This window comes from Microbacterium sp. (genome assembly GCF_011620715.1).
Classification (GTDB): domain Bacteria; phylum Actinomycetota; class Actinomycetes; order Actinomycetales; family Microbacteriaceae; genus Microbacterium.
Genome location: NZ_WOYP01000001.1, coordinates 1 through 18,823, shown reverse-complemented (window position 1 = coordinate 18,823; position 18,823 = coordinate 1). Strand labels below are relative to the sequence as shown.

Sequence of the window (18,823 nt, the reverse complement as noted above, 5' to 3'; positions counted from 1 at the left end):
TCGGCGCACCGCGGGAAGATGGCGCCTTCGGCAGGAATGCGTCGACGACGTGCAGCGGGCGGCGGTGTCGGTGGTCGGAGCGTAGGGTGAGCGCATGACGATCGCGCGGGTCGGGACTGCACCTGAGCCCATGACCGCGCAGTCTGCCGACCTCCGAGCGCAAGCCGACATCGAACGCCCTCTCGAGACCGAGTACCGGCCACGGCACCCGGTCGACATGCGCCGCACCGTCCTGTACCAGCGGCACGGCGCGGGCGACCCGACGATGGTGGCCTCGGGCACCGTCATCTGGCGCGCGAGCCGCACGCCCGAGGGCATCGCCACGCTCGCGATCCGCGAGATCTCTCCCGGTGTGATCCGCGGTGCCGCGTGGGGTTCGGGCGCGGAGTGGGCACTCGCCCAGCTGCCTGCACTCTGCGGCGCGCACGACGTGCCCGGCGACTTCGACCCGAGTCGTCACCCCCTCATCGCTGCCGCGCACCACCGCAACCCCGGCGTGCGCATCGGCCGCACCGACGTCTTCTTCGACGCGCTGACCAGCGCGATCATCGAGCAGAAGGTCACCGGCATGCAGGCCTTCGCGGCCTGGCGGTGCATCGTCACCTGGCACGGCGAGCGCGCCCCCGGTCCGACCCCACGACCCATGTACGCCCCGCCCACCATCGACGGGTGGCGCCGCGTGCCGTCCTGGTCCTGGCACCGCGCGGGACTCGAGCCGCCGCAGGCGCGCACGCTCGTCGAGGCCGCACGCCGCGGCGAGGCGATCGGCCGCGTATTCATGTCCGCGTCCGACGGCGAGGCGCGCGACAGGGTGCTGATCAGCCAGCGCGGAATCGGACCCTGGACCTCGGCGGAGACACGCATCCGTGCGCTGGGCGACCCCGATGCCGTGAGCGTCGGAGACTTCCACCTCGCCCACGAGGTCGGCTACGCGCTGACCGGCAGCCGCGTGGACGACGACGGGATGCTGGAGCTCCTCGCCCCGTGGGCGGGGCAGCGTCAGCGCGTCATCCGGCTCATCGAGGCGACCGGCGTGCGCGAGCCCCGGCGGTCGCCCCGGCTGCATCCCGAGGATCACCGCGGCCGCTGAGCGCGCGTCCTGCGGCCTCATGCACTCGCAGCCCCGGCCACGCCCGACGGGTTCATCCTCATGGGTACCGACACGGCCTCGGGTATGGAATACTCCCTCCCGCCGGAATCTCGGTGTCGGTGAGCGGTGACGACGAGTCGAAGCTCGCGGGCTTCTGGGGCGCCCTCGCCGACGGCGGATCGGTCATCATGCCGCTCGCGGTGCCGCCGTCGTAGGCTGTGCTCATGTCTGAACCTCGCACCGGCTGGCCGAAGGGCCGCATCCAGTGGCTCCTCGGCACGGTCGTCATTCTGGTCGGCGGCGTGCTCTTCGGCCTGATCTGGGGTCAGCTGTGGATCGGCCTCGTCCTCGCCTTCGCGATCTCGATCGGCTGGCTGATCGCCTACGAGTCGTGGCGCGGCCGGCACGTCGGACTCGAGGACCCGGACGACAACGGCGCCCAGCTCTGAGCTTCCCTCACGCGGGCAGGCGCACCTGGACCGCCCTGTCCCCGCGTTCGTGACCTCCGAGGTGGAGCCCGCCCCCGGCGCTACATCTCCTCGTGCGTGTTCGGATCGCCGCCCCACAGGCGTCCGCGCTCGAGGGCGGAGATCGCACCGACCTCATCGGGCGTGAGCTCGAACCCGAAGACGTCGGCGTTCTCGCGCTGACGCTCGGCATCTGCGGACTTCGGGATCGGCGTGCTGCCGATCTGCACGTGCCAGCGCAGCACGACCTGCGTGGGCGTGACCCCGTGGATCTCGGCGAGCTCGTTCAGGACGTGCTCCTGCAGCAGCTCGCTGCGCCGCGCGAGCGGACTCCAGCTCTCGGTGCGGATGCCGTGCTCGCTGTGGAAGGCGCGCAGCGCATCCTGCGGGAAGTAGGGGTGCAGCTCCACCTGGTTGACCGCGGGCACGACGCCGGTCTCGTCGATGAGGCGGGTGAGCATCTGCTCGGTGAAGTTCGAGACGCCGATCGAGCGCACGAGCCGGCTCTCGCGCAGGTCGATCATCGCCCGCCATGTCTCGACGAACCTGCCGACGCTCGGGTTCGGCCAGTGGATCAGCGACAGGTCCAGATAGTCCAGCCCGGTGACGGCCAGTGATCCGTTCGTACTCTCGATCGCCTCGCTGTAGCCATGATGCCGTCCCGGGATCTTCGTGGTCACGAAGAGCTCGCCGCGGTCGACGCCGCTCGTGCGCACGGCCTCGCCGACCTCGCGCTCATTCCCGTAGCTGACGGCGGTGTCCATCAGCCGGTAGCCGCTCTCGATCGCGGCGACGATCGCGGCAACCCCCCTGTCGCCGCTGAGCCCGTAGGTGCCGAGGCCGAGTTCGGGGAAGGGGATGCCGTCGTTCAGGGTCACTGTGGGGATGCTCAGCATGCTTCCATCCTGACTCAATCAGCCGTCGATGACCCGGCCTGGTGTGCTGCCGTCTGCCAGGATCGGTCCATGCACGAACGCACGCTCGCGCTGGCGATCGACCTCGGTGGCACAAAGGTGGACGCCGCACTGGTCGACGACGACGGCGCCGTCGTGACCGGCACCGTCCACCGGGCCCCCACGGGCCGGGATGCCGCACGTGACGACGTCGCGCGAGCCATCGTCCGCGTCGCCGCCGACGCGCTGGCCGGCCTCGGCGACGACCGACTGGCCGGGATCGGGATAGGCTCCGCCGGCCCGGTCGACCTCGGACAGGGCGCGATCGCGCCGCTGAACCTTCCGGCGCTCGCCGGCCTGCCGATCGTCTCGCTCGTGCAGAAGCTGCGCCCCGATGTGCCTGTGCGGCTCGCGCTGGACGGAGCCTGCATCGCACTCGCCGAGCATTGGCGCGGCGCGGCGGCCGGCGCGCGCAACCTGCTCGCGATGGTCGTCTCGACGGGCGTCGGCGGCGGACTCATCATCGACGGCTCGCCGGTGACCGGGATCTCGGGCAACGCAGGTCACATCGGTCAGTTGCGGCTCCGCAAGCGCGCACCCGGTGCGCCGGTGACCGACGGCACGCTCGAGGCGCTCGCCTCCGGCCCATCCGCGGTCGCGTGGGCGCGTGCCGAGGGGTGGGCGGGATCGAGCGGTGAACAGCTGGCGCAGGGATATGCCGCCGCCGACCCGATCGCGGTCGCCGCGGTGAGCCGCTCGGCCGGCGCGGTCGGCGAGGCGATCGCGAATGTCGCGACCCTGCTGGACCTGGAGATCGTCGTGATCGCGGGAGGATTCGCCAAGGTCGCCGATGACTATCTCGACCTGGTGCGCGCCTCTGTACAGGAGGCCGCAGTCTTCGACTACGCCCGACGCGTGCGGGTGGCGGCATCCGGTCTCGACGGCCACGGGCCGCTCATCGGCGCGGCCGCGCTCGTCCTGCGCTGAGCGCGACCCGGCCCGCCCCATGGTTTCCGCCCTACCGGGCGCCGTTGATCGTGACCGTGCCGGCGGACACGGTGACATCGACGACGTTGCGCGCTCCGAGCTCAGTGCGCAGTCCGTTCTCGAAGTCGCCGGCCGAGACGTCCGAGCGCACGTCGTAGGTCGCATCTGGCAGGAGCAGGTCGAGGGATCCGGCGCTGACATCGACCACCACCTCGCGCGGCGCCGAACCGGTCAACCGCGCATCGACGGCGCCGGCGCTCACCGAGAACTCGGCTTCCGTGACATCGGCGAGCTCGATGTCGGCACCGCCCGCGCTGACGTCGGCGATGACGGACCGGGCCGCTCCGCCCACCGTGAGCGTGCCTGCGCCGACCTCGAGGTCGAGATCCCCGAATTCACCGGCGACCATGAGTTCGCCGGCCGAGAGGTCGAGCGAGGCATCCAGCGCCTCGCCCTGCAGCTCGCGCGGCAGGGTGAGCGTCGCACGCACCTCACCGCCGAAGACCCACCCGGGCCCGAACCGCTGCGGAGTCGCGACGGCGAGTTCGTCGCCGTCGCGCTGGAACCTCCAGGCGCCGACGCCGACACCGCTGGTGACTTCGAGCGTCGCCTCGGCGACGTCGGCGAACTCGATGCGCAGCGAGGCGGCATCGACGGCCACAGCCAGCTCGGTCACGCCCGCCGCATCGACGCTCTGCGTCTCGGTGCGCACGTTCGCGGCGGCGACCGTCGAGAACGTGGCGGACACGATCGCGCCGAGCACGACGGTGCAGCCGAGCGCGATCGTGAGGATCGCCACGACGCGCGAGGGGCCGCGGGTCGGGGGCGTGACTGCGGGTGGCGCGGAAGAGTCGGGCGGCAGCGGTGTCGCGGTGCTCATGAGGGTGCTCCTGTCTGCGGCATTGCGCCGCCGTGTTCGAGGTGGACGAGTGCGGCGAGCACTCTCCGGTTGCCGGAATCGTCCGGTTCGAGGTCGAGCTTCTGGAATATCGCGGTGATGTACTTCTCGACGCTGCCCTCCGAGACGAAGAGGGCCGCGGCGATGGCCTGGTTCGACTTGCCCTCGGCGATGAGAGCGAGCGTCGATGCCTCACGGGCGGTGAGCCGCTGCATCCGCTCGTCCCTGGGCCGCCGGCTCAGCAGCTGTGCCACGACCTCGGGGTCGAGCACGGTCGCCCCCTCGCTGATGCGCGTGATCGCTTCGAGGAAGTCGGTGACGTCGGCGACCCGGTCCTTGAGCAGGTACCCGATCGCGCCGCCCTGCGCCGTGATCAGGTCGGAGGCATACCGCTCCTCGACGTACTGCGACAGGACGAGCACGGGAAGTGCGGGACGCTCTGCGCGCAGCCGCAGCGCGGCGCGGATGCCCTCATCGGTGAACGTCGGCGGCAGCCGCACGTCGAGGATGCACAGCGCCGGTGACGTCTCGGCGACTGTGTCGTCGAGCGCGCTCGCGTCCGGCAGAGCCGCGACGATGTCGTGGCCCGCGTCTTCGAGCAGACGCACGAGGCCTTCGCGCAGGAGAACCGAGTCCTCGCAGATCAGGATGCGCACGGGACGCTCACCTCCAGCGATGTCGGACCGCCCTGCGGGCTGTCCAAGCGCACCGTGCCGCCGGCGGCGAGGATGCGGTTGGAGATCCCATCGAGTCCGCCACCGGGGGTCACCTGAGCGCCGCCGATGCCGTCGTCTTCGACCCGGGCCCAGAGCGATCCGTCATCGCGCTGCCGGACGAGCACCCGGCACTGGCTTGCGCGGGAGTGCTTGGCCGCGTTGGTGAGCGTCTCGGCGATCGCGAAGTAGACGGCGGCCTCCGCAGTGCGGTCGCAGCGGGAGTCGAGGCGAACGTCCAGGTGGACGGGGATGTGCGAGCGGCCGGCGAGCGCCGACAGCGCGGCATCCAGCCCTCGATCGTCGAGCACGGACGCGTGGATTCCGCGGGCCAGCTGCCGCAGTTCGGTGATGGCCGCCTTCGTCGAGGTGTGCGCCTCGGCGAGGAGCGCCTTGGCCGCCTCGGGGTCGACGTCGACCTTCTGCTGCGCGAGCCCGAGCGTCATCCCTACCGAGACCAGCCGGGGCTGGACCCCGTCGTGGAGATCGCGCTCGATGCGGGTGCGCTCCACTTCGGACGCGCGGATCGCCCCGGCGCGCTGCGCGTCGGAAGTGCGGGCCTGCTCGGTCAGCTGCGCCTCGCGGGTGGGCACCACGATCACTCGGGCGAGCACCCCGTGCAGCAGGGCGAGGCCGACGACGGCGACGAACGCGACCACCCCGGCCAGCACGCCGACCACCGACGCCCACGCGACCGGCACGTCGATGCCGGTGCCGGCCAAACGCACCGTGGCGCTGCGGGCGAAGAGCGGGGCGAAGGCGAGCACGATGCCCGACGCGAGGATCGACAGGAGCGGCAGCACGACGAGCCCCAGAATCGTGGAGATCGCGGCGCTGGCGACCGCTCGCCACATCGACGGGTCGATGAACTGGTGCCAGACCATCCGCAGGAACCCGCCGAAGCCGGGTCGGGTGCGTGCGCGCGGTCGGAGCCCCGGAAGCCCGAGGGAGTACAGCCCGTCGACGCGGGCGGTCTCGAGCCAGGCGACAGCGTAGAGGGCGTAGACGAATCCGAAGAGGATCACGAGCCCGATGCCGATCACCGGCACGAGCCCCAGGCCCACGCCGAGGAGGGTGAACAGCACGGTGAACACGATCGGGCCGACGACGCCGAGCGCGGCGAGCTGGGCGATCGCGCCGCCCACGCGGAGGGGTGAGGACAACGTCGATCGCCGCGTCGGAGGCGCCGACGCGGCGGCCGGAGACGGCACAGTCTGGGAGGTCATGCCTCCAAGGTACGGACGCCGGTCGCTCTGCACCCCCCGGCCTGCCCGACTCTGCGCCGAGGGTTATCCCCCGGCGTCACCCGTTCAGCCGGTCAGCCGCGAGATGCCGGTGCTCAGCCCAGGACGACCAGGAATCCGATCACGGCGCTCACCGCGGACAGGATGCCGAGCACGAGCGGAGGGACGGGCGTCTCCTTGCGACGCAGGTGCACCACGACGGCACCGAGCATGAGCAGCGCGAGGGCGGTCGCCGCGATCGGCGTGAGGAGCGGCGCGATTCCGGTCAGCAGCGGGAGGATCAGGCCGACCGCGCCGACGATCTCGGCGGCGCCGACGAGCTTGACAGCGGCATCCGGGAAGTCCTCCGTCCACGCCATGCCCATCGACTGCAGGGCTGCCTTGGGACGGAAGAGCTTCATCGATCCGGCCGCAAGAAAGGCGAGGGCGAGCAGTCCGTTGATGATCCAGAGAGCGATGAGCACGTGATGCCTTTCTGAGTTACCCTTTGTTCGTAACCTCATGATCTGTGATCATGAGGGCGCGTGCAAAAGGCACAGCAATGTGCGCGACGAACATCGGGGGAACCTCATGGCGGTCATCGCTCTCGACGCGACCGAACCCAGATCCCCCTATGAGAGCACGTGCGCCGGCGAGCGATCCTCGGGCGACGGCCGCGCCGTGCGCGAGGTCCTGGACCGCGTCGGCGACAAGTGGTCACTGCTGGTGATCGTCACCTTGCAGGGCGGCCGGCTGCGGTTCACCCAGCTCCAGCGTCACATCCCGGGCATTTCGCAGCGGATGCTGACGCTCACCCTGCGCCAGCTCGAACGTGACGGCCTCCTCGTGCGCACGGCCCACGCCGAAGTCCCGCCGCGCGTCGAGTACGACCTCACCGAAACCGGCCGCACCCTGATCGAACCCTCGCGCGCCCTCGCCGATTGGGCGATCGCGAACCATCCCTCTATCGAGCGTGCCCGCGAGCGCTACGACGCGGGCCCCTGAGCTCAGACGCGGGTCGCCCCCCGCAGCGACGCGACGAATTCGAGCTTGTCGAGCACAGGTGCGGGGATGACGAACGGGTACAGGTCGTCCTTGCCCATCGACCGATTGATCATGTTGAGTGCGGTCGACATCGGCACCCACACGCCGGTGACCAGGTCACGGAAGTGCGAGAACGCGTCGACTCCCGCGACCGCGGTGAGGCCATATTCGGATGCCGTCTCGATCGTGTCGCTGATGTGCAGGAAGTGCGCCCACGTCTCGGCGAAGTCCTCGTACGGATGCATCGTCGCGTAGGTCGTCAGGTAGGACTGCTCCCAGCCCGCCGGCGCCCCCTGCGCGTAGTGCCGGTCGATCTCGGTCTGGTAATCGGTCGTCTCGTCGCCGAACAGCGCACGACACCGCGCGAGCCGATCGGGGTGGTCGGCGGCCTCGACGAGCTGCCACTGGTAGTAGTGCCCGATCTCGTGACGGAAGTGACCGAGCATCGTCCGGTACGGCTCATCCAGCTCACCGCGCAGGCGTTCCCGGTAGGCGGGGTCGCTCTCGGCCAGATCGATCGTGATCACGCCGTCGTCGTGCCCGATGATCACGCCGCGGTCGGTGCTGGACAGCAGGTCGAAGCACAGACCGGTCACCGGATCACCGCCCGTCGCTGCGTCCTTGCCGACCACCGGGAATCCGAGCCGGTCCAGCTCCACGATCAGGTGGCGCTTCGCCCGCTCGGCGACCGGGAAGTTCGCGACTCCGGCCGCGTCCGCATCGTTGGGACGGGTGCGGGTCAGATCGCAGCTGAAGCACTGGCCACCCTCGAGCGGAGCAAGCCACGTGCAGCCCGAGAGGTTGAGGTTTCGGCATACGTGCCAGATGAGCCCGGAGCCGTCGATGTATCGTCCGTCGAGTCCGACCGGGACGATCTCGCCCTCCGCGCGGGAGTATCCCAGCCCGACGCCGCACGACACGCAGATCGAGTTCTCGAAGTAGAGCGGACTGCTGCAGACACGGCACCGATACGATCTCACCCCTCAGGGTCGCATATCAGGCTGCGCATGAACTCACCCTTGCGCATACTCCTCGAGTGGTGCAACGTCCACCGCCACGCGCAGCGTCGACTTCTTCGCCTCGGTGAAGATCACGCCCTTGACGGGCGGCACATCCCCATAGTCCCGTCCCCACGCGACGGTGACGTGGCGATCCGAGGCCCACTGGTCGTTGGTGGGATCGAACGCGAGCCACTGGTCCGAGCCCGGGATCCACGCCGCCACCCACGCGTGCGACGCATCCGCACCGACGAGCCGCGGCTTGCCCGCGGGCGGTCGCGTGGCCAGATAGCCGCTCACGTAGCGCGCGGCCACTCCGTGGCTGCGCAGGCAGGCGAGCGCGAGATGGGCGAAGTCCTGGCATACGCCGGCGCGCTTCTCGATCACATCGGCGACCGTGCTCGTGACAGTCGTCGCGGTCTTGTCGTAGTGGAAGTCGGTGTTGATGCGGTGCATCAGATCGGTGACGGCCTCACCGATCGGGCGGTCCGGCGTGAGGGATGCCGCGCCGTACTCCCAGGCGGCATCCACGTGCTGCGCTTTGGGCGATTCCACGGCGAACTCGGTCGCCGCCCACGCGCCGCGCGAGATGCCGGGGTTCACGATCGGCCGTGCGTGCTCCCACGGTTCGAGCAGCGCGTCGGCGTCGTATTCGGTCGGAACGACCGTCACGTCGCTGAGGGCATCGATCGTGAGGCGCATGTGCGGCTCGGTGACGTGGAAGTACGACACCACGTTGCCGTAGCAGTCGGTGTCGTCGGCGATGTCGCTCGGCGCCGGATCGATCGTGACCGATCGGGACGCCACGCGCTGCCACGGCAGCTCGCGCGGGCGGCAGTGGGCGATGCCGAAGCTGCTGGACACGTCGTCGTCGTACGAGTACGTGGTGGTGTGGGCGACCCGGTATCTCACAGGGACACCCCTGCGACCTCGGTGAGGGAAAGCGACGAGATCGGCTGGGGCACCGGGCCGGCCGCGAAGTGCAGGTGCACGATCGCATCGCCGAGACGGTGCAGCTGCCCGTGCGTCTCGGTGAGGAACTCCTCCAGCTTCGGACGATGCCCGTCCACGGGTGCGGTCAGGGCCGCGATGTCAGCAGACTGCAGCGCGTCCTCGAGGTGCTCGAGCAGACGCTCCGGGCGCGTGGATCCGGTCGATCCGGTGAGGTTGGACAGGTGGAACCGCAGCCGGGCGAGCGAGAACGCGATCGATCGCGGGTTGTCGGGGTCCAGCAGCAGCAGGTCCAGCACGTCGGATGTGCGGGCGCTGCCGCGGAACCTGCGTCGATGCGTGACCGAGCTCTCGGCCGCCATCAGCACGCCACCCAGCACGGCACGGTCGACGCCCGAGCCGAGAGAGACGGTCGTGGTCGCGGCCAGCAGTGTGCACACCTGCAGCGAGCGCTCCAGGTAGCGACCCGCCTCGATCGCGTGCCAGCCGTCGTCGCGGATCATGTTCGCGGTCACGCCCTGCAGCGACAGGATGCCGCCCAGCATGCGGCTGGCCGATTCGGCGAGCTGCGGCCGGCGCGTCCCCCGAAGCGCCTGCATGGCGCGATCCGTGCTGCCGAACGCACGCCAGGTGTCGACCGAGAGCTGGTCGCGCACACCCTCGAGCGCGTCGCGCATGCGCTGCAGCGAGTGCGCCGCCGAACCCGGTCGGTCGGCATCCACCAGCAGCGAGCGTTGCTCGAGATCCGTGTCGAGCCAGCGCGTCCCGCACAAGCGCTGCTGCACGCCGATGAGTGCCCGCAGCGCTGCGCCGCTCTCTCGCGTGGAGGTGTAGTCCAGCTGCTCGGCGTGCGTGCTCGCCGTGATCACGAGGCGCAAGAGGTCTTCGGCGCGCTCGGTGTAGCGCCCCGACCAGAACATGTCCTCGACGGCTCGCGGGGGCAGCACAGGCACCGCCCGCGCGAGCGACAGCGGGGTGACCTCGAGGATGCCCTGGTCCAGGTCGCCGGGCCCATTCTTGAGCACCCAGACATCCTTCGTGCGGGGAGCCGAATTGCGATCGTCGACGAGGGTCGCAAGTCCGCCGACGAGCGGGCGGTAGATCGCGCCGTCCCGCACGATGAAGGCCCGCAGCACGAGTGGGCTGGGGTTCGCGCGGCCCGACTTGCGGCCGGCGTCGCCCCATGAGGGCGCCTGCGACAGCGGGAGCCGCTCCTGGCCGACGAACCGATGCGGCGCCGACATGATCCGATCGCGCAGCTCGGTCGGGTCGAGCTCGGACAGATCCGCTGCTCGACCGTCGATCTGGCGGACGATGCAGCCGGTCGGGTCCGCCTTCACCGCGGCGAGCACCTCCGCGAGCCCTTCGGGGTCGCCGCACCACGTGGTGGCGACCGACGGCAGGCGCAGCTGCTCGCCGAGCAGGCGCTCGCACACCGCCGGCATGAACGGCATCAGACCGGGGTTCTCCAGCACGCCCGCGCCCAGCCCGTTCACGAGCCGTACCCGGCCGCGCCGCACGGCCTCGGTGAGCCCGGCGACACCCAGCCGCGAGCCCGCACGCAGTTCGAGCGGATCGCACCATTCGGCATCCACGCGGCGCAGGATCACGTCGACGCGCTCGTGCGGCTGATGCTGGGGGAAGCCCGCGGGCTTCATCCACACCCAGCCGTCGCGGATCACGAGGTCTTCGCCCTGCACGAGCGGGAAGCCGAGGATGTTGGCGATGAACGCCTGGTCGTACGCGGTCTCGGAATGCGTCCCGGGCGAGAGCACCACGACCCGCGGGTCGGCTGCTTCGAGGGGCGCCGCCTGCAGCAGCGCCGAGCGCAGCGCTGAGAAGTACGGCTCCATGCGGTGAAGCCCCGCCTCCTCGTAGAGCTCCGGCAGCACACGGGAGAGCACGCGGCGGTTCTCCATCGCGTAGCCGAGGCCCGACGGTGCCTGCACCCGGTCGGTCAGCACGCGCCACTCTCCCGCGGCGTCCCGCCCGAGATCGGTGCTCGAGAGGATCAGCGGGTTCGGATCGAATCCGCGCGCGCGCGCGATCGGGCGCGCGTAGCCGGAGTGCCCGAAGACGACCGCCGAAGGGATGACCCCCTCGGCGAGAAGTCGCTGCTCGCCGTAGATGTCGGCCAGCAGAGCGTTGAGCAGTTCCGTGCGCTGCGCCAGCCCGACCTCGAGCCGCGCCCAGGTGGCGGCATCCAGGACGAGCGGCATGGGATCGAGCTGCCAGGGCTGCGCACCATCGGGATTTCCATACGTCGCACCGTCGTCAGCGAGGAGTGTCGTGATCTCGCCGTCGATGCGGCCGAGCTCTGCAGAGGTCAGCTCGACGGCGATCGACGCCATGCCCTTCCACGCGGGCCGCAGCGCCCCGTCGGCGCCCACGACCTCGTCGAAGCGCACGCCGTTGCCTGTCAACGGCAGGGTCGGCTGCGCGATCGAGGCCGCGTAGTCTCTGAGCAGGCTCACGCGGTCGGAACCCTCCGCAGGTCGAGGGTGTGCGGGTAGTCGGAGCTGAACGCACGCCGCGCCCTCTCGCGCATCGCGGACACGTCGAGGTGGCTCGCGGTGTGGCCGTGCGGCTCGAACCGGCTCGCCCGGCGCGCTTCGGCCTCGTTGGAGTTGATCGGCGGCCGGTCGTACGACCGGCCGCCGGGGTGCACGACGTGGTAGGTCGCACCGCCGACGCTCACCCCGGACTCGACGTCCACGACGTCGAACACGAGCGGAGCGTGCACCGGGATCGACGGGTGCAGCGCCGACCACGGCTGCCAGGCGCGGAAGCGCACACCGGCGTAGTACTCGCCGATGCGACCGGTCGACGTCAGTGGCACAGGAACAGCCTGGCACGTCACGAGGTGCATGCGCGGATCCAGGCCGGTCACCTTCACCTGGACGCGCTCGACCGACGAGTCCACGTAGCGCGAGGTGCCGCCCTCCGTGACCTCTTCGCCGAGGACGTTCCACGGTTCGATCGCCTGCCGCAGCTCGAGCTCGATGCCCTCGGCGCTGCCGCCGGTCAGGCGGGTCATCCCGATCCGGGGGAACCGGAACTCGGTGAACGCGTTGAGCCAGTCGGCCTCGAACGCGATGCCGTGCTGGCGCAGGTCGGCGACGACCTCGCCGATGTCGGCGGTTGCTCCCTCGGGCAGCAGGAAGTCCTCGTGCAGGCGCGTTCCCCAGCGCACGAGCGGAGCCGTGTAGGGCTTCTCCCAGAACATCGCGACCATACTGCGCACGAGCAGAGCCTGCACGAGGGCGAGCTGCGGATGCGGCGGCATCTCGAATCCGCGCAGCTCGAGCAGTCCGAGCCGACCGCGGCTGCTGTCGGGGCTGTAGAGCTTGTCGATGCAGAACTCGGCGCGGTGGGTGTTGCCGGTGAGGTCGGTGAGCAGGTGCCGGAGCGCCCGGTCGACCAGCCATGGCGAGGACTCCTCGCCGAGCTCGCGCGCCGATGCGGTGAGCCGGCTTATCTCCTGCAGCGCGATCTCCATCTCGTAGACCGCTTCCGGGCGGCCCTCGTCGAAACGGGGCGCCTGGCTCGTCGGTCCGATGAACCGACCCGAGAACAGGTACGACAGGCTCGGATGCCGCTGCCAGTACGTGATCAGGCTCGCGAGCAGATCGGGGCGGCGCAGCAGAGGCGAGTCGACCGGCTGCGATCCGCCGAGCGTGATGTGGTTGCCGCCGCCGGTTCCGGTGTGCAGTCCGTCGAGGTCGAACTTCTCGGTCGCGAGGCGGCTCTGACGGGCCTGTTCGTACAGCGTCACCGTGAGGTGGCGCAGATCGTTCCACGACGACGTCGGCTGCATGTTGACCTCGATCACGCCCGGGTCAGGTGTGACGATCAGCTGGGTCAGGCGCACGTCCGGCGGCGGGCCGTACCCCTCGAGCACGAGCCGGCAGCGGGTGAGTCCTGCGGCCTTCTCGATCACCATGAGCAGGTCGCAGTATGCCTCGAGCGTCACGGTCGGCGGCAGGAACACGTGTACGTGACCGTCTCGGGCCTCGAACGTGACCGCGGTCGTGCGCGCGTCCTTCGGGTCGACGACGCTGACCTTGGGGATGCCGGGGGTGAGCGGCGGCCCTGCCTCGAGGTACGAGGGCTCGCCGGGGTGCTCGGGGTCTGCCCACGAGATCGAGTCCAGCGGCAGGCGCAGCCCGACGGCGCTCGAGCCGGGGATGAGCACGAGGCGTCCGCGGCGGAACGTCCAGGCCGGGCTCGTCCACTCGTCCTCGGTCGTGAGCGGCAGCACCCAGCCTGTCTCGGCCGTGACGGTGCGGTCGAGCTCAGCGACGTCGACTCCGGCGGTCTCATCCAGCTCGGGCCGCGGCCCTTCGGGCTGGCGGATCTCGGCCGCGATCTCGGCGAACGGGTCCTCATACGCGGGCAGCAGTCGGCGATCCGGGATGCCGAGCAACGCGGTCACCGCACGGGCGAGGGCTTCGGCGTTGGAGCGGGCGTCGGGATCGGCATCCTTCCCCCACGGGTCGGCGAGAAGCTCCGGGTCGTTCCACAGGGGCTTGCCGTCGGTGCGCCACTGCAGCGCGATGTTCCAGCGGGGCAGCGGTTCGCCCGGGTACCACTTGCCCTGACCGCGGTGCACGACTCCGCCCAGCGCATACGTGGCGCGCAGCCGCTCGGCGAGGATGCCGGCCAGTTCGCGCTTGTGCTCGCCGTCGGCATCCGTGTTCCACTCCGCGCTGGTCGCGTCATCCAGCGCGACGAAGGTCGGCTCTCCGCCCATCGTGAGGCGCACGTCGCCCGCCTGCAGACGCTCGTCGACCGCGCCGCCGAGGGCGTCGATGCGCGCCCACTGCTGGTCGGTGTAGGGCTTGGTGGTGCGCGGATCCTCGTGGATGCGGATGACCTCGTTGCGGAAGTCGAAGGTCACCTCGACAGGCTCGGTCGTGCCCTGGATCGGGGCGGCGCTGGAGGGGTGGGGTGTCGCGCTCAGCGGGATGTGCCCTTCACCGGCGAACAGCGCGCTGGTCGGGTCCATGCCGACCCACCCGGCGCCGGGGATGTAGACCTCGGTCCAGGCGTGCAGGTCGGTGAAGTCGACCTCGGTGCCGCTCGGACCGTCGAGCGCCTTCTGGTCGGCGGCCAGCTGCACGAGGTACCCGGAGACGAAGCGCGCGGCGAGGCCGTACTTGCGCAGCAGGCTCACGAGCAGCCACGCGCTGTCCCGGCAGCTTCCGATCGCTCGGCCCAGGGTCTCGTCGGGCGTCTGCACGCCCGGCTCCATGCGCACGTCGTAGGCCACGTCGCGGTGCACGGCCGAGTTCAGGCCGGCCAGGAACTGCACGGTCGGCACGCCGTTCTCGGGCATCGGCGGAAGCGATTCCTTCCAGATTCCGGCCTGCTCGCTGTCCTCGACCGGACGCAGGTAGGGCGCGAGGTCGGCCTTGAGACCGGGCTCGTAGTCGAACGGGAAGTGCTCGGCGTACTCCTCGATGAAGAAGTCGAACGGGTTGATGACCATGAGGTCCGCGACGAGGCTGACCGTGATCGACAAGTGATCGATCTTCTCGGGGAACACGAGCCGGGCGACCCAGTTGCCGAAGGGATCCTGCTGCCAGTTGATGAAGTGGTTCGCCGGGCTGACCTCGAGCGAGTACGCCTCGATCGGCGTCCGGGAGTGCGGGGCAGGCCTCAGACGCACCATGTGAGGGGTGACATTCACCGGTCGGGCGAACGAATACCCGGTGTAGTGCGTGAGCGAGACCTTTGTGGACATTCCCACAGTGTCGCCCAAATCTGTTGCGTCCGCGTTTCGTACCCGCTCGCGCCGCTGACCGCAAGTCTGCGTCCGGAGCTCGAGACCGAGGGGATTCCCCTCCGTCTCACGACCCTGAGCAGTGTCACAGAGTCCATCAGCCGAGCAGTTCCGGAGGCGTACAGTCGGTCGAAGAAGCTTCAGTCACAGCGCGGCGAAGGAGCCCCATGGCACAGGTCCTTGCTCTCGATCGGACCGACCGAGCGCTGCTGAGGGCGCTCACCGCGAACGCCCGCGCCTCCGGCGCAGCACTGGCCTCGACGCTCGGCATCGCGGAATCGACGGTTTCGCTGCGCCTGCGCCGGCTGCAGACCAGCGGCGTGATCCGCCGATATCGCGTCGACCTCAACCCGCTCGCGCTCGGCGCGACGGTTCAGGCGCTCATCGCAATCCGGCTGGTCAAGCATGCGCGCGAGGAGATCGAGGCCTTCCGACGGGCGGCACCCAGCCTGCCGGGGGTGCTGAGCCTGTTCCACATGGCGGGCGCCGACGACTTCCTGCTGCACGTCATGGCGCGCGACGCCGCGGAAGTGCGCGAGTTCGTGCTGACGCACCTGACCGGGCACCCTGCCGTGGCGCACACCGAGACGAACCTGATCTTCGAGCACACCGACGGCGACGGGTGGGAGCAGCTCATCCGGTGAGCCGGGCGCGGCCGCGGACGAGACCGATCAAGTATGAGAGGGGCCGAAGCGGTTGAGTCAGGCGTCCCGCAGCAGCCGCTCGCGCACCTCGCGGCGCAGCACCTTGCCGATGAGCGACCGGGGCAGCTCGTCGACCTCGAAGTACCTGCGGGGCACTTTGTGGTCCGCAAGGTGCAGCTTGCAGTAGTCGCGCAGCGCCTTGGGGTCCAGCACCGCACCCTCCCGCAGCACGATCGCGGCGACGACCTGTTCGCCGCCCGATCGCGGGAGGGACACGACGGCGGCTTCGGCGACATCAGGGTGACCCTGGAGTGTCTCTTCGACCTCCGTCGGGGCGACGTTGAAACCGCCGGTGATGATGATCTCCTTGAGCCGGTCGACGACGGTGACGAACCCGTCGGCCGAGACCGTGACGATGTCGCCGGTGCGCACCCAGCGACCCGGGAGCAGCGTCTCCGCCGTCTCGTTCGGTCGCCGCCAATAGCCCTGGAACACCTGAGGGCCATGGACCAGCAGCTCGCCCGACTCCCCGAAAGGACGATCCGTGTTCGTGTCGTCGGGGTCGACGACACGGATGTCGGTGCTCGGGAACGGCACGCCGACAGTTCCGGGGCGTCGCGACGGGCCCATCGGGTTGGCGAGCACGATCGGCGAGGTCTCGGTCATGCCGTAGCCCTCGACGAGAAGGCCTCCGGTCACTTCCTCCCACCGGGCCACGGTCTCGACCGGAAGGCTCATCGCACCCGACATCGCGAACCGCAGGCTCTTCAGGTCGATCGTGCCGCGCTCGGCCGCACGGGCGAGTTGGTCGAACATCGGAGGGACCGCGGGCAGGAAGGTCGGCGGACTCTTCTTCGCAGCATCCGCCATGAGGATCACGTCATACTTCGGGAACAGCACCAGCTTGGCCCCGATGCTCATCGCAAACGTGAGGCATAGAGTCATGCCGTAGGTGTGGAACAGCGGCAGCACACCGTAGAACGTCTCCTCGCCTTCGTGCAGCCCCGGCACCCACGCGCGACCCTGCATCGCGTTCGCTCGCAGATTGCTGTGCGTGAGGATCGCGCCCTTCGGAGCGCCGGTCGTGCCGCTCGTGTACTGCAGCAGGGCGATGTCGTCGATGACCGGGTGCGGATGCTGCTTGTTCAGGCGCCTGCCGTCCACGAGCGCCCGCCAGCCGAGCACCTTCTTCGCCTTCGGCGTCGCGGTCAGCTGGGCACGCGCAGTGCGCGCTTTCGCGAGCGGCAGCCGCAGCGCAATGCGGGTGGTCCACGGCATCGCCTCGGTCATGTCGACGCTCACGATGCGCTCGAGCGTGAGGTCGGCCGGGAACCCGGCCAGCGTGTCACAGACCTTGTCCCACGCGATCGCGAACCGCGCCTGGTGGTCCTCGAACTGATGCCGCAGCTCTCGCGCCGTGTACAGCGGGTTGTGCTCGACGACGATCGCGCCCAGTCGCAGCACCGCATAGAACGCGACCACGTGCTGCGGGCAGTTCGGCAGGATGATCGCGACACGGTCGCCATGCGAGACACCCAGCTTGCGCAGCCCCTCGGCCGCACGCTCGATCTGCTCGCCGAGATCGTGGTAGGTCGTCGTGGCGCCGAAGAACTCGAGCGCCGCGGCGCTGCCATACCGGGCGATGCTCGCCTCGATCATGTCGGACAGCGTCTCGGTGACCTCTTCGATGACGTCGGGCACTCCGGGCGCATACGCCGACAGCCAGGGGCGGGATTCGTATGGGTTCTGCGACTCCATCCTCCGAGCTTTGCACACCGCGCCTGTGTACGGGCGCGGGCGCGAGTGCGGCGCCTGTGCGCGGGCCGGGGTTTCCGTGCTGCTGGCTGCGGTGTATGGGCCGGGTTCCGCGCTGGAGTTCTACTCGCGCACCGCAAGGGCTGAGCCGCGGCATTCGCCCGCACGGCGGGGACTCTCGGGCGCACAACTCCTGCAGCGCGGAACACGAGACGCGCGCGACAGCCGCCACCGTACGAGCGCGCCCACGACCGCGGTGCGTTCTGCAGGAGTTATGCGCCCCGGTCGACGGCGACCGCGGTGATCAGCCGTACAGCTCGCCCACCGGCACGGCGATCGGCAGCACGTTCCCGGGCTGCGCGAGCGGGCACGCCCATACAGGGTCGTAGGCGCACGACGGGTTGTACGCGAAGTTGAAGTCGAGCACGATCGTTCCGCGTGCGACATCCGAGCCGAGGTCCGCCCCCTTGATCGTGTCGATCAGGTACCGCCCGCCGCCGTACGTTCCTCCTGGAAGCCCCGCGAGCGCGTCGCGCACCGGTACGAACACTCCGCCGCCGTAGGTCATGACGCGCCAGACGTCGAGGGTTCCGGCATCCGGGATCTCGACCAGGCCGACCCGCTCGAACGGAACGGCGCCGTCGGTCCCGGTCGCGAACTCGAACCCGCCCGGCTCGGCCGGCAGGATCGGCAGCTCGTACCGCCACGCCCGGTCGTAGGGGGCGATCGTCAACCCCTCGAACAGGACGAGGTCCGCGTCCAGCAGCGGCGTGGCGGGATGCCGGCCCATGAGGTCGTCGCGCTCGATGCGCCACAGCTCGTGCGCTTCCTCGGGGTCCTCCTGCGCGCGCAGCGCGTCGTACAGTGCGAAAACTCGGCGCCGCCAGTCGGCGATCTCGAGGGCGGTGCGGGCGGAGTCGGAGGCCATCAGCCCAGGCTACGCGGGCGGCGACCCACGCCCAGGGCGCTCCCGGCGCCGCCGGTCGACCAGCGCGTATACGGCTGTCATCTGCCGGTGCGGAAGAGCCGTCGCGCAGATCGCCGAAGTGCGTGGGACGCCGAATGGGCCGAGCGCCGGCTGCGCCTGGTCCCGCGGCGCTGCGCGGCCACGAGCGAGAGCGCGGGTGAGCCGCAGTCGGCGTGGAACGTGGCGCGCGGCGTCAGGCCCGACGAGCGCGACGATGACGACACCGAGCTGCGGATCGCGCGCGAGGAGCATTCGGCCGTCTCGTAGGGCCGTGCCGAGAACGTGCCCTTCTGAACGGAGCCGACGCTCCGGTCCGCGATCAGCGAGCCTTGACGATCGTGAACAGGACGACGGAGTCCTCGACCGCCTCGAGCGAGTGCAGGCCGTCGGGGATCGTCATCAGATCGC

General features: G+C 70.1%; 17 protein-coding genes. 6 read left to right on the top strand and 11 right to left on the bottom strand.

What is annotated here, in order from left to right:
* Positions 1–130: 130 nt before the first annotated feature.
* On the top strand, positions 131–1,090 hold the full coding sequence (locus tag QZV84_RS00085) for a DNA-3-methyladenine glycosylase 2 family protein (protein ID WP_292823654.1): 960 nt from the start codon (positions 131–133) through the stop codon (positions 1,088–1,090).
* Positions 1,091–1,314: 224 nt separating this feature from the next.
* Positions 1,315–1,539 carry a hypothetical protein gene (locus tag QZV84_RS00080; protein WP_292823482.1) on the top strand — a complete coding sequence of 75 codons (225 nt, stop codon included), beginning with the start codon at positions 1,315–1,317 and terminating at the stop codon, positions 1,537–1,539.
* A gap of 80 nt (positions 1,540–1,619) precedes the next feature.
* On the opposite strand, the gene QZV84_RS00075 is transcribed toward QZV84_RS00080, so the two are convergent.
* Positions 1,620–2,453 (bottom strand): aldo/keto reductase, encoded by an 834-nt coding sequence (locus QZV84_RS00075; RefSeq protein ID WP_292823480.1) that lies wholly within the window; start codon positions 2,451–2,453, stop codon positions 1,620–1,622.
* Between the two features lie 69 nt (positions 2,454–2,522).
* Between QZV84_RS00075 and QZV84_RS00070 the strand changes: the two genes are divergently transcribed.
* Positions 2,523–3,437: an ROK family protein gene (locus QZV84_RS00070; RefSeq protein ID WP_292823478.1), complete on the top strand. Its 915-nt coding sequence runs from the start codon at positions 2,523–2,525 to the stop codon at positions 3,435–3,437.
* A gap of 31 nt (positions 3,438–3,468) precedes the next feature.
* Here QZV84_RS00070 and QZV84_RS00065 read toward each other — a convergent pair whose 3' ends face one another.
* From QZV84_RS00065 to QZV84_RS00050, 4 genes are all read right to left on the bottom strand, one after another.
* Positions 3,469–4,317, bottom strand: a complete 849-nt coding sequence (locus tag QZV84_RS00065) for a hypothetical protein (protein ID WP_292823476.1) — start codon at positions 4,315–4,317, stop codon at positions 3,469–3,471.
* The gene (locus QZV84_RS00060; protein ID WP_292823474.1) at positions 4,314–4,991 is read right to left on the bottom strand and encodes a response regulator transcription factor; all 678 of its coding nucleotides are present in this window, start codon (positions 4,989–4,991) and stop codon (positions 4,314–4,316) included. Before QZV84_RS00060 ends, QZV84_RS00065 begins: the two co-directional genes overlap by 4 nt.
* The gene (locus tag QZV84_RS00055) at positions 4,979–6,274 is read right to left on the bottom strand and encodes a histidine kinase (RefSeq protein ID WP_292823472.1); all 1,296 of its coding nucleotides are present in this window, start codon (positions 6,272–6,274) and stop codon (positions 4,979–4,981) included. Before QZV84_RS00055 ends, QZV84_RS00060 begins: the two co-directional genes overlap by 13 nt.
* A 113-nt stretch (positions 6,275–6,387) precedes the next feature.
* Positions 6,388–6,756 carry a DoxX family protein gene (locus QZV84_RS00050; RefSeq protein WP_292823469.1) on the bottom strand — a complete coding sequence of 123 codons (369 nt, stop codon included), beginning with the start codon at positions 6,754–6,756 and terminating at the stop codon, positions 6,388–6,390.
* Positions 6,757–6,835: 79 nt separating this feature from the next.
* Here QZV84_RS00050 and QZV84_RS00045 point away from each other — a divergent pair, with 79 nt between their 5' ends.
* The gene (locus QZV84_RS00045; RefSeq protein WP_292823466.1) at positions 6,836–7,276 is read left to right on the top strand and encodes a helix-turn-helix domain-containing protein; all 441 of its coding nucleotides are present in this window, start codon (positions 6,836–6,838) and stop codon (positions 7,274–7,276) included.
* 2 nt (positions 7,277–7,278) lie between these two features.
* On the opposite strand, the gene QZV84_RS00040 is transcribed toward QZV84_RS00045, so the two are convergent.
* From QZV84_RS00040 to QZV84_RS00025, 4 genes are read right to left on the bottom strand one after another with little or no spacing between them, the layout of a single operon-like run.
* Positions 7,279–8,295 (bottom strand): putative zinc-binding metallopeptidase, encoded by a 1,017-nt coding sequence (locus tag QZV84_RS00040; RefSeq protein WP_292823463.1) that lies wholly within the window; start codon positions 8,293–8,295, stop codon positions 7,279–7,281.
* A 33-nt stretch (positions 8,296–8,328) separates the two neighbouring features.
* Positions 8,329–9,225, bottom strand: coding sequence for a transglutaminase family protein (locus QZV84_RS00035; protein WP_292823460.1), 897 nt, complete (start codon positions 9,223–9,225; stop codon positions 8,329–8,331).
* A complete protein-coding gene (locus tag QZV84_RS00030) occupies positions 9,222–11,738 on the bottom strand; it encodes a circularly permuted type 2 ATP-grasp protein (RefSeq protein ID WP_292823457.1) in 2,517 nt (838 codons plus the stop codon). The genes QZV84_RS00035 and QZV84_RS00030 overlap by 4 nt, the downstream gene beginning before the upstream one ends.
* Positions 11,735–15,010 carry a transglutaminase family protein gene (locus QZV84_RS00025; RefSeq protein WP_292823455.1) on the bottom strand — a complete coding sequence of 1,092 codons (3,276 nt, stop codon included), beginning with the start codon at positions 15,008–15,010 and terminating at the stop codon, positions 11,735–11,737. Before QZV84_RS00025 ends, QZV84_RS00030 begins: the two co-directional genes overlap by 4 nt.
* Positions 15,011–15,216: 206 nt before the next feature.
* Between QZV84_RS00025 and QZV84_RS00020 the strand changes: the two genes are divergently transcribed.
* Positions 15,217–15,693, top strand: coding sequence for an Lrp/AsnC family transcriptional regulator (locus tag QZV84_RS00020; protein ID WP_292823452.1), 477 nt, complete (start codon positions 15,217–15,219; stop codon positions 15,691–15,693).
* Between the two features lie 57 nt (positions 15,694–15,750).
* On the opposite strand, the gene QZV84_RS00015 is transcribed toward QZV84_RS00020, so the two are convergent.
* Positions 15,751–17,451: a long-chain-fatty-acid--CoA ligase gene (locus tag QZV84_RS00015; protein WP_292823449.1), complete on the bottom strand. Its 1,701-nt coding sequence runs from the start codon at positions 17,449–17,451 to the stop codon at positions 15,751–15,753.
* Positions 17,452–17,752: 301 nt separating this feature from the next.
* Positions 17,753–18,376, bottom strand: a complete 624-nt coding sequence (locus tag QZV84_RS00010; protein ID WP_292823446.1) for a DUF1684 domain-containing protein — start codon at positions 18,374–18,376, stop codon at positions 17,753–17,755.
* Between the two features lie 87 nt (positions 18,377–18,463).
* Here QZV84_RS00010 and QZV84_RS00005 point away from each other — a divergent pair, with 87 nt between their 5' ends.
* Complete coding sequence (locus QZV84_RS00005) at positions 18,464–18,682, top strand: hypothetical protein (RefSeq protein WP_292823443.1); 219 nt, start codon at positions 18,464–18,466, stop codon at positions 18,680–18,682.
* Positions 18,683–18,823 lie beyond the last annotated feature (141 nt).

What these genes read in the sequence shown, in the direction of transcription:
- QZV84_RS00085 (WP_292823654.1), top strand. Translation starts at nt 131, where the DNA reads ATGACCGCGCAGTCTGCCGACCTCCGAGCGCAAGCCGACATCGAACGC.
- QZV84_RS00080 (WP_292823482.1), top strand. Translation starts at nt 1,315, where the DNA reads ATGTCTGAACCTCGCACCGGCTGGCCGAAGGGCCGCATCCAGTGGCTC.
- QZV84_RS00075 (WP_292823480.1), bottom strand. Translation starts at nt 2,453, where the DNA reads ATGCTGAGCATCCCCACAGTGACCCTGAACGACGGCATCCCCTTCCCC.
- QZV84_RS00070 (WP_292823478.1), top strand. Translation starts at nt 2,523, where the DNA reads ATGCACGAACGCACGCTCGCGCTGGCGATCGACCTCGGTGGCACAAAG.
- QZV84_RS00065 (WP_292823476.1), bottom strand. Translation starts at nt 4,317, where the DNA reads ATGAGCACCGCGACACCGCTGCCGCCCGACTCTTCCGCGCCACCCGCA.
- QZV84_RS00055 (WP_292823472.1), bottom strand. Translation starts at nt 6,274, where the DNA reads ATGACCTCCCAGACTGTGCCGTCTCCGGCCGCCGCGTCGGCGCCTCCG.
- QZV84_RS00025 (WP_292823455.1), bottom strand. Translation starts at nt 15,010, where the DNA reads ATGTCCACAAAGGTCTCGCTCACGCACTACACCGGGTATTCGTTCGCC.
- QZV84_RS00020 (WP_292823452.1), top strand. Translation starts at nt 15,217, where the DNA reads ATGGCACAGGTCCTTGCTCTCGATCGGACCGACCGAGCGCTGCTGAGG.
- QZV84_RS00015 (WP_292823449.1), bottom strand. Translation starts at nt 17,451, where the DNA reads ATGGAGTCGCAGAACCCATACGAATCCCGCCCCTGGCTGTCGGCGTAT.
- QZV84_RS00010 (WP_292823446.1), bottom strand. Translation starts at nt 18,376, where the DNA reads ATGGCCTCCGACTCCGCCCGCACCGCCCTCGAGATCGCCGACTGGCGG.